The organism is Pseudomonas sp. GW821-FHT01D09 (genome assembly GCF_059422465.1).
Map to the genome: position 1 here is coordinate 236,423 of NZ_JBWKWY010000003.1, position 13,142 is coordinate 249,564.

General features: G+C 61.2%; 8 protein-coding genes and 1 pseudogene. 3 read left to right on the plus strand and 6 right to left on the minus strand.

The features are described 5' to 3' along the window. Positions 1 to 70 precede the first annotated feature (70 nt). From AC07W7_RS05495 to AC07W7_RS05510, 4 genes and pseudogenes are all read right to left on the minus strand, one after another. Complete coding sequence (locus AC07W7_RS05495; RefSeq protein WP_076961790.1) at positions 71 to 1,813, minus strand: potassium/proton antiporter; 1,743 nt, start codon at positions 1,811 to 1,813, stop codon at positions 71 to 73. A gap of 283 nt (positions 1,814 to 2,096) precedes the next feature. Then, entirely contained in the window at positions 2,097 to 2,507 is a 411-nt protein-coding gene (locus tag AC07W7_RS05500; protein ID WP_495038884.1) for a hypothetical protein, read from the minus strand. Between the two features lie 272 nt (positions 2,508 to 2,779). After that, complete coding sequence (locus tag AC07W7_RS05505; RefSeq protein ID WP_415756551.1) at positions 2,780 to 3,652, minus strand: methyl-accepting chemotaxis protein; 873 nt, start codon at positions 3,650 to 3,652, stop codon at positions 2,780 to 2,782. Between the two features lie 30 nt (positions 3,653 to 3,682). Next, positions 3,683 to 4,522 (minus strand): annotated as a pseudogene (locus AC07W7_RS05510) (MCP four helix bundle domain-containing protein); the annotation flags it as partial. A gap of 158 nt (positions 4,523 to 4,680) precedes the next feature. On the opposite strand from AC07W7_RS05510, the gene AC07W7_RS05515 reads away from it, so the two are divergent. Beyond that, positions 4,681 to 4,911, plus strand: coding sequence for a hypothetical protein (locus AC07W7_RS05515; RefSeq protein WP_029299225.1), 231 nt, complete (start codon positions 4,681 to 4,683; stop codon positions 4,909 to 4,911). After that, entirely contained in the window at positions 4,908 to 5,201 is a 294-nt protein-coding gene (locus tag AC07W7_RS05520; RefSeq protein WP_076961759.1) for a cell division protein ZapA, read from the plus strand. The genes AC07W7_RS05515 and AC07W7_RS05520 overlap by 4 nt, the downstream gene beginning before the upstream one ends. Here AC07W7_RS05520 and AC07W7_RS05525 read toward each other — a convergent pair whose 3' ends face one another. Beyond that, positions 5,202 to 7,004 carry an acyl-CoA dehydrogenase gene (locus AC07W7_RS05525; RefSeq protein ID WP_099170096.1) on the minus strand — a complete coding sequence of 601 codons (1,803 nt, stop codon included), beginning with the start codon at positions 7,002 to 7,004 and terminating at the stop codon, positions 5,202 to 5,204. Between the two features lie 215 nt (positions 7,005 to 7,219). After that, positions 7,220 to 11,173, minus strand: a complete 3,954-nt coding sequence (putA, locus tag AC07W7_RS05530; protein WP_197881236.1) for a trifunctional transcriptional regulator/proline dehydrogenase/L-glutamate gamma-semialdehyde dehydrogenase — start codon at positions 11,171 to 11,173, stop codon at positions 7,220 to 7,222. A 459-nt stretch (positions 11,174 to 11,632) separates the two neighbouring features. Between putA and putP the strand changes: the two genes are divergently transcribed. Continuing rightward, positions 11,633 to 13,117, plus strand: coding sequence for a sodium/proline symporter PutP (gene putP, locus AC07W7_RS05535; protein ID WP_076961762.1), 1,485 nt, complete (start codon positions 11,633 to 11,635; stop codon positions 13,115 to 13,117). Positions 13,118 to 13,142 lie beyond the last annotated feature (25 nt).

Sequence of the window (13,142 nt, forward strand, 5' to 3'; positions counted from 1 at the left end):
AGAGACCGGTCGGACAAGGTGGGAAATAGGGGGCGTCCTGGCATCCAGTGGCACGCCGTCGCCCCGCAGTTTAGAGGAAGAGCCCGGGGCCCGGGCGACTTCCTTCGGGGAATCTGACGCCAACTTTGCCGATCTTGTTCCCGTCCATCACCGCGACGGTCCAAATGGTGTTGTTCCACTCCACCTGGTCGCCGACAATCGGCGCGCCCCCGACTTTCTGGGTAATAAAGTGGCTGAGCGGCATGTCCGGGTCGATGCCGTCGAGCTTGAGCCCGTACAGCGCCGACACCGCGCCCAACTGGGCGTCGCCCTCCAGCACGAAGTCGCCGAAAAAGCGCAGGTCCAGGCCCCGTTGCGGTGCCTGGCTGAACAGTTTGCCGAGGGCGGCGAGGTTGTGTTCATGGCCGATCACGCACAGCAGGTCGCCGACTTCCAGCACCGTACTACCCGACGGATGGAGCAGTTGCTGGCCGCGAAACAGTGCGGCGATCCGCGTGCCTTCGGGCATTTTCAGTTCGCGCAGGGCGGCGCCGATGCACCATTTCTCGGCCCCCAGGCGGTAGACAAACAGCTCCCACTCGCTGGTGACGTGCACTTCCAGGGCCGCCCGGGAAATCGGCGCAGGCTCGGGCGGGACCGTCACTTTCAAGAGCTTGGCCACCCACGGCAGGCTGGTGCCTTGCACCAGCAACGACACCAGCACGATAAAGAAGGCCAGGTTGAAATACAGCTGGGCGTGGGGCAGGCCGGCCATCAGCGGGAACACCGCAAGAATGATCGGCACCGCGCCGCGCAGGCCGACCCAGGCGATAAACACTTTTTCGCGGCCATGGAAGGCCTTGAACGGCAGCAGGCCGACCGCCACCGACAGTGGCCGGGCAAACAGGATCATCCACAGCGCCAGGCCCAGGGCCGGCAGGGCAATCGGCAGCAGGTCATGGGGCGTGACCAGCAGGCCCAGCACCAGGAACATGCCGATCTGTGCCAGCCAGGCCATGCCGTCGAGCATATGCAGGATGCCGTGGCGGCTGCGTACCGGGCGGTTGCCGATCACCAGGCCGCACAGGTACACGGCGAGGAAGCCACTGCCATGCAGGGCGTTGGTCAGGGCAAAGATAAACAGGCCGCCGGCGATCACCAGAATCGGGTACAGGCCGTTGGCCAGGTTGATCCGGTTGACCAGTTGCAGCATCAGCCAACCGCCGCCCAGGCCGATAATGCCGCCGATGCCGAACTCGCGGATCAGGTGGGTCAACAGGCTCCAATGCAGGCCGGTCTGGCCGCTGGCGAGCATGTCGATCAAGGTTACGGTGAGGAACACTGCCATGGGGTCGTTGCTGCCGGACTCGATTTCCAGGCTGGCACTGACCCGTTCATTCAGGCCCTTGCCACCCAGCAGCGAGAACACGGCGGCGGCATCGGTGGAGCCGACGATGGCGCCGATCAGCAAGCCCTGGATGATATTGAGGTCGAACAGCCAGGCTGCCGCCATACCGGTGAGGCCGGTGGTAATCAACACCCCCACGGTCGCCAGCGACAGGGCTGGCCACAGTGCCACGCGAAAACTCGCGACCCGGGTCCGCAAGCCGCCATCGAGCAGGATCACCGCCAATGCCAGGTTGCCCACCAGATACGCGGTAGGGTAATTATCGAAAATGATCCCGCCGCCATCGACGCCGGCCAGCATGCCCACGGCCAGGATGATCACCAGGATCGGGATCCCCAGGCGGGATGAAAGAGAACTCACCAGAATGCTCGCACTTACCAGCAACGCGCCGATCAAGAACAGGCTGTTGATGGTCGTCGCATTCAAAGGCAGTACTCCGGAAAAAAAGGCGGGGCGCAGACTGGCCATGCAGCCTGCGTGCCAGCGATTCTAACCTGTTGAATTGCTACGCTGTCAAAAAGCTTTCAGGTTGCGCCTATCAAATGGCAGGTAGTTCCAGTACTCATCGCCGGCGGGTGGCTTCTTATCAAAAAACATATGTATGTTGCGATTAGTGTTGGTTTCCGCGGGCTCATTAAGAAAACATGAACCTACTGTGGTTAGTTAGGCGGACTGCCTGTTATTGATATGGGCAATGTCAGGGAAGTTGTCACGTCCAGCCGGAGCCGACAATATCCCCATTCCTTACTTCGCCTTCTGCGGTGATACTAAGCGGCGGTCGGTTGTGCACATGAATATAGGTTGTATTGTCTTCTGGAACCCAGTTCAACAATGTGTCACCTGGTTTTTTTATGGCGTCAGGACCTAAGGTTTGGAGGGCGAAAGAGTTTAAGCCCATGTGTTTTAGAGTGTCGGAAAAATCTATGAGATCTTTACCGGTCTGGAAGCCCTGGATTTTATGAGAGCCGGCTCTTGGATCGGATGGGCCATAGATAGAGTAGGTGTTTCCTCCTCTATCGTTAGAGCTCACTCTAATGCCCCGGGCTTCACCCGCTGGGGTGGAGGAAGAATCCTGAACGGGGGGAAGTGTCACTAAGTTATTCACGTTCGAAATGGTCATAATGTTTCACGTCTCTGTGTTTGAATGTATGTCCCGAACTCGAATGGGGTGGTTTATCGCTAGTGCGATAATTAAGTATTCCACGGGCGTCTTTTTATTTGCCAGTGCTGGTATGTTTCTAATATTTGCGTTTTTATTGTTGTGTTGAAGTTTGGTTTTGGGGGGGAAGGGCGACGTAGGATAAATGGGGAGTTTTTATATAGACACAAACGCACTCGATAATCTTCGTGCGGGGAATGGAGGTTAATGCCCTCCATTCCTCATGACTTCAATCAGAGCCGAAAGCGCCCCACCATCCCATTCAAATCCACCGCCAGGCGCGACAACTCATTGCTGGCTGCACTGGTCTGGCTGGCGCCGGTGGCCGATTGCACCGACAGGTCGCGGATGTTCACCAGGTTGCGGTCCACTTCCCGGGCCACTTGCGCCTGTTCTTCGGCGGCGCTGGCGATCACCAGGTTGCGCTCGTTGATCTCGACAATCGCGCTATTGATGGTGTCCAGGGACATGCCCGCGCCTTTGGCGATGTTCAATGTGGATTCGGCGCGCTCGGTGCTGTTGCGCATCGAGTCCACGGCCTGTTCCGTGCCGACCTGGATGCTGCCGATCATCCGCTCGATTTCGCTGGTGGACTGCTGGGTGCGATGGGCCAGGGCCCGCACTTCATCGGCCACCACGGCAAACCCGCGCCCGGCTTCCCCGGCCCGTGCGGCTTCGATGGCGGCGTTGAGCGCCAGCAGGTTGGTCTGGTCGGCCAGGCCGCGAATCACATCCAGTACCTTGCCGATATCCCGCGACTCTTCGGCGAGGGCGCCGATCAGGGTGGCGGTGCCCTGCACGTCGCCGCTCATGCGCTCGATGGCGCTGACGGTCTCTTGCACCAGGTCGCGGCCATCGCCGGCTGAGGCGGTGGCGTTCTTCGAGGCTTCGGAGGTGCTGACGGCATTGCGCGCGACTTCTTCGACGGCGCTGGTCATCTCGTTGACGGCGGTGGCGGCCTGCTCGATCTCGTTGTTCTGCTGGGTCAGGCCACGGGCGCTTTCGTCGGTGACGGCGTTCAGCTCTTCGGCAGCCGAGGCCAGTTGGGTGGCCGAGCCGGAGATGCGTTGCAGGGTGTCGCGCAACTTCTCCTGCATCTTGTGCATCGCCAGCAGCAGGCGGCCGGCTTCGTCGTCGCCATCGACCTTGATCGGCTGGGTCAGGTTACCGTCGGCAATCTTCTCGGCAGCGCTCAACGCCTGGGCAATCGGCAGGGTGATGCTGCGGGTCAGCAGCCAGGCGAACAGCACGGTCAGCGCCGTGGCCAGCGCCAGCAAGGCCACCACCAGGTTAAAAGCCGCATCATATTGCTCGGCGGCTTTCTGGTTGCTGTCGTTGGCCATCGAATTGTTGATGTCCAGCAGGCGCGTCAGGACGGCATTGACCGCCTCGGAGTTGTTCAACAGTTCGGTGTTGAGCAAGGTGCGCAGCTCTTCGGTCTGGTTGTTGCGCGACAGGCTTTTCATCCGCTCTTCAATCTGGCGGTACTGGCCCAGCAGGCGTACGTACTCGTCATAGGCCGAGCGTTCTTCGCGGCTGTCGATCAGCTTTTCATACTCGTCCTGGGCCGCACGGATCTGCTGGTTGCGCAGTTCAAAGGCTTCCAGGGTCTTTTGCTGCACGTCCGGCTCGCGGTTGGTCAGCAGGCGGTAGGACAGCACGCGCAGGCGCAGGGTCAGTTGGGTGAAGTCATCGAGGGCGCGAATGCTCGGCACGCTTCGCAGGGTGATGTTTTCGGTGGCGCCCCGGATCTTGCCCATCTGGTTCAGGGCAAAAATACCGAGAAACAACATCAGCGCACCAATGCACGCGAAGCCGAGAAACGCACGTGGCGCGATATTCATATTACGAAGAGACATGCAGTGGTCCTGGGATAGGCGCGATCCGTGCGGCGTTGAGGCGGGGTAAGCCTGACCTATCGGACATACGACTAAAGTCTTGAGGGGGTGCGCGCTTTTGTCGCACACGCTGCGCATTGGAATGGATTGAGGAACCAGATGGCGTAAATACAGTCACTAAGGCTCTACAGCGTGGCCTGGCCCATGAAATCAAGGCTGCGCGCCAGGATATCCCTGGCTTCCACGGTGATTTTTCTTTATCGTCACCGCCCTTTGAAAAAGCCCGAGAATTCAAAATGTTAGAAACATCCCTCAGCCAACTGGAACAACTGGTCAGTGACCTGGTGCAGCAGAATCAAGCATTGCTGGGTACCAACGAATCCCTCAAGGCGGAACTGGCCCGCGCCAAGGATGAGAACGACAGCCTGCAACTGAACCTGATGGAGCAGGAAGAAAAGCAGGGCGCCACCGCAGCCCGTATCCAGGCGTTGGTTGAGCGTGTGAGCGCAGGTCCTGTCAGCGCATGAATGACGGGATAAAGGTCGTTTCGATTCTCGGTGAGGATTACTCGATCAAGGCCCCGGACGGGGAGGACAACACCCTGCTCAAGGCCGTGACCCTGCTCAAGGCGTCCCTGGCCACCACCAAGCAGAAGTACCCGACCCTGATCGGCGATAAACTGCTGGTGCTGGCGGCGCTGAACCTATGTGCCGAGCAGATCGACATGCAGCAGCGTCACCAGCAGGAACTCGATCGTTACCAAGAGCAAGTCAGCGCCACGGTCGACGTCATTGCCAAGGCCATCGGCCAGCCCTGATCAGAACCATTCATCCTGCATGGCCAGGCACGTATCGTCCCGTGCCTGCAGGATCGACAGTTCATGATGGCAGCCCGGCACTTCCCAGGTCAGGAAGTACCGGGCCGCTTGCAGCTTGCCTTTATAGAAGGCGACATCTGCCGCATTGCCCTTGCTCAAGCCTTCTTCGGCGTGGATCGCCTGTTCCAGCCAGCGCCAGCCAATCACCATATGCCCAAACACTTTCAGGTACAGCGCCGAGTTCGCCAGGCTGCTGTTGACCTTGCCCTGGGCGAGATCCGTCAACAGCCCCAGGGTCACGCTTTGCAGGCGTGCCACCAGTTGTTCCAACGGTTCGCGCAATGCCGTGAGTGATGGATAGGCCTGGGCCCGTGCGCCGGTCTCGGCGATCAGGCGGATCAACTGCTTCAACCCCGCGCCGCCATTTTGCCCGAGCTTGCGCCCCAACAGATCCAGGGACTGGATACCGTGGGTGCCTTCGTGGATCGGGTTCAGGCGGTTGTCGCGGTAGTACTGCTCCACCGGGTAGTCGCGGGTGTAGCCGTGGCCGCCGAGAATCTGGATCGCCAGTTCGTTGGCCTTCAGGCAGAACTCCGAGGGCCAGGATTTGACGATCGGGGTCAGCAGGTCCAGCAGCTCATGGGCCTGCTGGCGCCCGGCCTCGTTGTCCAGGGTGGTGGTGTCATCGAACAGCCGCGCCGCGTACAGGCCGAGGTCGAAAGCGCCCTCTACATAGGCTTTTTGCGTGAGCAGCATGCGTTTGATATCCGCGTGCTGGATGATCGACACCGGCGCGGTGTTCGGGTCCTTACTGTCCGGCAGGCGGCCTTGCGGGCGTTCCCGGGCGTATTCCAGGGAGTACAGGTAACCGGCGTAACCGAGCATCACCGCGCCCATGCCAACGCCAATCCGCGCTTCGTTCATCATCTGGAACATACAGGCCAGGCCCTGGTGCGGCTTGCCCACCAGATAACCAACACACTCGCCGTTATCGCCGAAGTTCAGCGCCGTGGAGGTGGTGCCGCGCCACCCCATCTTGTGGAACAGCCCAGCCAGCACGACATCATTGCGCGGGCCCAGGCTGCCGTCGTCATTGACCAGGAACTTGGGCACGATAAACAGCGAAATGCCCTTCACCCCGGCAGGCGCATCCGGCAGTTTGGCCAGGACCATGTGCACGATATTTTCCGACAGCGGATGATCGCCGCCCGAGATAAAGATCTTGTTGCCCTTGAGGCGGTAGGTGCCGTCCGCCGCGGGCTCGGCGCGGGTGCGCAGATCCGACAGCGACGAGCCAGCATGGGGCTCGGTCAAGGCCATGGTGCCGAAGAACCGGCCTTCGATCATCGGTTGCAGAAAACGCCGCTTTTGCTCCTCGCTGCCAAAACTCTCGATCAGATTGGCCGCGCCCATGGTCAGGAACGGGTACGAGGTGGAGGCCGCATTGGCTGACTGAAAGTGCGCAAAACAGGCCTGGGACAGCAGTGTCGGCAGTTGCATGCCACCGGCTTCAAAACTGCGCGCCGCATTCAGAAAGCCGGCTTCGAGGAAGGCATCCACGGCAGGTTTCACCTCCGGGATCAGGATCGCCTGGCCGTCTTCGTAGCGCGGTTCGTTTTCGTCGCCCTTGCGGTTGTGCGGGGCGAAGTACTTTTCGGCGATGGAGCGGGCGGTGCCGATGGCGGCATCGAAGGTTTCGCGAGTGTGTTCGGCAAACCGCTCGCGCTGGGTCAGGCCCTCGGCATCGAGGACTTCGTACAGCTCGAAAGCCAGATTGCGGGAACTGAGGAGCGTCTCGGACATGGCGGCTTACCTAGGTGGGAATAGGCCGCAGTCTAAGTGCGCGAATAGAGGCGCGATAGCAAGATTGATCTGGGTGATGGAGCAGCAAAACAAAGGCTGGATACACAAGATCGTTCCCACGCTCTGCGTGGGAACGCCTCTTGCGACGCTCTGCGTCGCGGACGCGGAGCGTCCTGGGCGGCACTCCCACGCAGAGCGTGGGAGTGATCGGTGGACTAGCCGATGGTCATCAAGCTGGCATTACCCCCTGCCGCAGCCGTGTTGACGCTCAACGCCCGCTCGATCACCAGGCGCTCCAACGCAATGTTGGTTTCGCCCGAAGACAGGCCATTGACCCCGACAATCGCGCCACTGCGCTGCGCCACTTGCTGGCAAACCCCACGCAGTTGGTCGCCATCGCCATGGTGCAGGACGGCGTCGAAGATCACTTCGTCCTTGGTCCAATCGGCTACACGCTGGATCTTCGCCTGAACTTCCTTCGGCAGCCGTGGGAACAGCGCCTTGGTCAGGTCAGATTCCGGCCACACCGCCGAGCTGCCTACGGCCAATACCGCCGACAGTTGCGCCAGCAGGTCGCCTTCCACATCCGCCAGGCACAGGACGTGCTCGCGGGGCAGGATGGCGTAGCTGTTGCGCTCGCCGGTCGGGCCGGCCAGCAGGCGGGTGATACCGCTTTGCGATTGCGCGGCGAACTGGCTGCACAGGACGCTCAGGTCGCTGAACTTATGGCTGTCGGCCCAGGTTTTGAGGGCGGTCAACGGTTGGCTCATGGCGTCACGCAGGCGCACATCCGGTGCGGCCAGTGCATCACCCCGTACGAAGGATTGCTCGATCGCATCGGTAGGACGAGTCGACAGCAGGCGGTACAGGTACAGCGGGCCACCGGCTTTCGGACCGGTGCCCGACAAGCCTTCGCCACCGAATGGCTGCACGCCGACCACGGCACCGACGATGTTGCGGTTGACGTAGACGTTACCGGCATGGACGTTGTCGATCACCTTGGCGATGGTCTCGTCGATACGGGTGTGCACGCCCAGGGTCAGGCCATAGCCAGACGCATTGATCTGGCCGATCAACTGGTCGATTTCCTTACGCTTGTAACGCACCACGTGCAGGACCGGGCCGAAGATCTCCCGTTGCAGCTCGTCGAAGCTTTCCAGCTCGATCAGGGTTGGCATCACGAAGGTGCCGCGCTTGATTTCTTCGCTGTCGGCAATCGCCACCTGGTACACAGTGCGGCCTTTGTCGCGCATGGCCTGGATGTGTTTCTCGATGCCCGCCTTGGCTTCGGCGTCGATCACCGGGCCGATATCCACGGACAGGCGCTCCGGGTTGCCCAGGCGGCATTCGGCCATGGCACCCTTGAGCATTTCGATGACGCGGTCTGCCGAATCTTCCTGCAAGCACAGTACACGTAGGGCCGAGCAACGCTGGCCGGCACTGTCGAAGGCCGAGGACACGACGTCGATCACCACCTGTTCGGTCAGTGCCGAGGAGTCGACGATCATCGCATTCTGGCCACCGGTCTCGGCGATCAGCGGGATCGGGCGGCCCTGGGCATCCAGACGCCCGGCGACATTGCGTTGCAGCAGGCGGGCCACTTCGGTGGAGCCGGTGAACATCACGCCTTTGACGCGATCATCGCCCACCAGGCGGGCACCGACGCTTTCGCCCTGGCCCGGCAGCAGTTGCAGCACGCCTTCAGGGATGCCGGCTTCCAGCAGCAGGCGCACGGCTTGCGCGGCGACCAGCGGGGTTTGTTCGGCCGGCTTGGCCAGTACCGGGTTACCGGCGGCGAGTGCCGCGGCGACTTGGCCACTGAAAATCGCCAGCGGGAAGTTCCATGGGCTGATGCACACCACCGGGCCCAGTGGGCGGTGGGCGTCGTTGGTGAAATCGTTACGGGCCTGCACCGCGTAGTAACGCAGGAAGTCCACGGCCTCACGCACTTCGGCGATGGCGTTGGCGAAAGTCTTGCCGGCTTCACGGGCCAGCAGGCCCATCAGTGGCTGGATCTCGCCTTCCATCAAGTCGGCGGCCCGTTCCAGGATCGCGGCGCGTTCGGCCGGCGGGGTGGCCTGCCAGATCGGTGCGGCATTGAGGGCGCACTGGATCGCGTTATCGACGTCTTCGACGGTGGCTTCCTGGACATGGCCGACCACATCACGCAGGTCGGAGGGGTTCAGCACTGGCACAGCGGCTTCATTGCTGGAGGCGCAGCCGAGCATCGGCGCGGCCTTCCAGTGGTTGTGCGCAGTGGCCAGCAGGGCGCAGGACAGCGAGGCCAGGCGGTGTTCGTTGGCCAGGTCGATACCGGCCGAGTTGGCGCGCTCGCTGCCATACAGGTCACGCGGCAGCGGGATACGCGGGTGCGGCAGGCCGAAGCCGCCTTCCAGCGTCGCCATCTGCTCGATGCTGGCCACTGGATCGGCCACCAGCTCCTGGATCGAGATGGATTGGTCGGCGATCCGGTTGACGAACGAGGTGTTGGCGCCGTTTTCCAGCAGGCGACGCACCAGGTAGGCCAGTAGGGTTTCGTGGGTGCCGACCGGAGCGTACACGCGGCACGGACGGTTCAGCTTGCCTTCGGAAACCTTGCCTACAACCTGTTCGTACAGCGGTTCACCCATGCCGTGCAGGCACTGGAACTCGTACTGGCCGGGGTAATAGTTCTGGCCGGCAATATGGTAGATGGCCGACAGGGTGTGGGCGTTGTGCGTGGCGAACTGCGGGTAGATGACTTCCGGGACCGACAGCAGCTTGCGTGCGCAAGCGATGTAGGAAACGTCGGTGTACACCTTGCGGGTGTACACCGGGTAGCCTTCCAGGCCTTCGACCTGGGCGCGCTTGATCTCGCTGTCCCAGTACGCGCCTTTTACCAGGCGGATCATCAGGCGGTGACGGCTGCGGCGTGCCAGGTCGATCACGTAGTCGATCACGTACGGGCAGCGCTTCTGGTAAGCCTGGATCACGAAACCGATACCGTTCCAGCCGGTCAGTTGCGGCTCGAAGCACAGGCGCTCGAGCAGGTCCAGGGACAGCTCCAGGCGATCGGCTTCTTCGGCATCGATGTTCAGGCCGATGTCGTAGTGCTTGGCCAGCAGGGTCAGGGACAGCAGGCGCGGGTACAGCTCGTCCATGACGCGCTCGTACTGGGCGCGGCTGTAGCGCGGGTGCAGGGCCGACAGCTTGATGGAGATGCCCGGGCCTTCATAAATCCCACGGCCGTGAGAGGCTTTGCCGATGGAGTGAATGGCTTGTTCGTACGAGGCCAGGTACTTCTGTGCATCGTGTTCGGTGAGTGCGGCTTCACCGAGCATGTCGTAGGAATAGCGAAAGCCCTTGGCTTCAAACTTGCTCGCATTGGCCAGGGCTTCGGCGATGGTTTCGCCGGTGACGAACTGCTCGCCCATCAGGCGCATGGCCATGTCGACGCCCTTGCGGATCATCGGCTCGCCGCTCTTGCCGATAATGCGGCTCAGGGACGAGGTCAGGCCGGCCTCGTTGTGGGTGGCGACCAGCTTGCCGGTCAGCAGCAGACCCCAGGTGGCGGCGTTGACGAACAGCGACGGGCTGTTGCCCAGGTGCGGCTGCCAGTTGCCGGTGCTGATCTTGTCGCGGATCAGCGCGTCACGGGTGCCCTTGTCCGGGATCCGTAGCAGGGCTTCGGCCAGGCACATCAGGGCCACGCCTTCCTGGGACGACAGGGAAAACTCCTGCAGCAGGCCCTGGACGATACCGGCACGGCCGCCGGCGCTCTTCTGGTTACGCAGTTTTTCGGCAATCGAGGCGGCCAGCTTGTTGGTGGCCTCGGCCATCTGCGCGGGCAGGCGGGCCTGCTCGATCAGCATCGGCACCACTTCCGGCTCGGGGCGGCGGTAAGCGGCGGTGATCGAGGCGCGCAGCACCGATTGCGGCAGGATGCTCTCGGCAAATTCGAGGAAGCACTGGTGGGCGTGGTCGTTCTGCACCTCGCCAGCGTCGTCTGCGTCCTTGAGGCCTGAACCGTTGAGCTCGGTCAGGGTTGCACCACCCTCGAGTTTCTCCAGGTAATTGAAAATTGCCTGCTTGATCAGCCAGTGCGGCGTGCGATCAATGGAGGTCGCGGCGGCCTTCAGGCGTTCGCGGGTCGGGTCATCGAGTTTGACCCCAAGGGTGGTCGTAGCCATATTTTTATCCTCATGGGTGCCACTACTGCGTGGCATCAGCTGGCGGCAAGATTAGCTTCGCGCAGTACGAGGTGCAACCGGGTGCAACCCATTTTCTTCATGAAATCCGCGCTGCTCGTCAGAAATCATTTTGACTCGACGGAATCGGCTTGGTATTGGTGCATTTGCTTCTGGATTTGGCTGTTCTTGCTCCGAAAAGGAGCAAAAACCTGCCGTTTGCCGAAAAACGCGTACAGGTGCAACTAATTCTCACGAAACTGGTTGCACCTTATTTGCTTTGTTGAATAGCATTCGCGCACCAAGGTGCAACCATCTGCAAAGTTCGGTTCATCGGCTGATGGCTTTCCTGGGGAAACGTCAGTCATAAATGCGCGGCACGCAGTTTCGTCTACAAACGACTCTTTTGTAGATGGGCTGACAGACCGCCGCTACATAAAAACAAAGCCAGGGCGTAACTCAATGAGCGTAAGTAATCCAACCCTGATCACATTTGTGATCTACATCGCGGCAATGGTGCTGATCGGTCTCATGGCCTATCGCTCCACCAATAACCTTTCCGATTACATCCTCGGTGGTCGCAGCCTCGGCAGCGTCGTCACCGCACTCTCGGCTGGCGCCTCGGATATGAGCGGCTGGTTGTTGATGGGCCTGCCAGGTGCCATCTACATGTCGGGCCTGTCGGAAAGCTGGATCGCCATCGGCCTGGTCGTCGGTGCTTACTTGAACTGGCTGTTTGTGGCCGGTCGCCTGCGCGTGCAGACCGAACACAACGGCGACGCCCTGACCCTGCCGGACTACTTCTCCAGCCGCTTTGAAGACAAGAGCGGCCTGCTGCGGATTATCTCGGCAGTGGTGATCCTGGTGTTCTTCACCATCTACTGCGCCTCCGGCATCGTGGCCGGCGCCCGTCTGTTTGAAAGCACCTTCGGCATGTCCTACGGGACTGCGCTGTGGGCCGGTGCCGCGGCGACGATTGCCTACACCTTCATTGGTGGTTTCCTGGCAGTAAGCTGGACAGATACCGTACAAGCCACGCTGATGATCTTCGCGTTGATCCTCACGCCGATCATCGTGCTGCTGGCCACCGGCGGTGTCGATACCACGTTCCTGGCCATCGAAGCGAACGATCCAACCAACTTCGACATGCTGAAAAACACCACCTTCATCGGCATCATCTCGCTGATGGGCTGGGGCCTGGGCTATTTCGGCCAGCCGCACATCCTGGCGCGTTTCATGGCGGCGGATTCGGTCAAGTCGATTGCCAAGGCACGTCGTATCTCCATGACCTGGATGATCCTGTGCCTGGCCGGCACTGTGGCGGTCGGCTTCTTCGGTATTGCCTACTTCTCGGCACACCCTGAAGTCGCCGGTCCCGTGACCGAAAACCCTGAGCGTGTGTTCATCGAACTGGCCAAGCTGCTGTTCAACCCATGGATCGCTGGCGTGCTGCTGTCGGCCATCCTGGCTGCCGTGATGAGCACCCTGAGCTGCCAGTTGCTGGTGTGCTCCAGCGCCCTGACCGAAGACTTCTACAAGGCTTTCCTGCGCAAGGGCGCGTCCCAGCTTGAGCTGGTATGGGTCGGCCGGATCATGGTGCTGGTGGTGGCGTTGATCGCCATCGCCATGGCCGCCAACCCGGAAAACCGCGTACTGGGCCTGGTGAGCTACGCCTGGGCCGGCTTCGGCGCTGCGTTCGGTCCTGTGGTCCTGATCTCGGTACTGTGGAAAGGCATGACCCGCAACGGCGCACTGGCCGGGATCCTGGTCGGCGCGATCACCGTGATCGTGTGGAAACACTTCGAGCTGCTGGGCCTGTACGAAATCATCCCAGGCTTCCTGTTCGCCAGCCTGGCGATCTACTTCGTGAGCAAGATGGGCGCCCCGACTGCCGGTATGGTTGAGCGCTTCACGGCTGCCGAGAAAGACTACAACCTCAACAAGTGAGGCGTTCATGTTGGCCTTGATGGCC

Bases quoted from the DNA above. Each gene is read 5' to 3' on its own strand.
- AC07W7_RS05500 (WP_495038884.1), bottom strand. From the start codon at position 2,507: ATGACCATTTCGAACGTGAATAACTTAGTGACACTTCCCCCCGTTCAG.
- AC07W7_RS05505 (WP_415756551.1), bottom strand. From the start codon at position 3,652: ATGCACAAGATGCAGGAGAAGTTGCGCGACACCCTGCAACGCATCTCC.
- AC07W7_RS05515 (WP_029299225.1), top strand. From the start codon at position 4,681: ATGTTAGAAACATCCCTCAGCCAACTGGAACAACTGGTCAGTGACCTG.
- AC07W7_RS05520 (WP_076961759.1), top strand. From the start codon at position 4,908: ATGAATGACGGGATAAAGGTCGTTTCGATTCTCGGTGAGGATTACTCG.
- AC07W7_RS05525 (WP_099170096.1), bottom strand. From the start codon at position 7,004: ATGTCCGAGACGCTCCTCAGTTCCCGCAATCTGGCTTTCGAGCTGTAC.
- putA (WP_197881236.1), bottom strand. From the start codon at position 11,173: ATGGCTACGACCACCCTTGGGGTCAAACTCGATGACCCGACCCGCGAA.
- putP (WP_076961762.1), top strand. From the start codon at position 11,633: ATGAGCGTAAGTAATCCAACCCTGATCACATTTGTGATCTACATCGCG.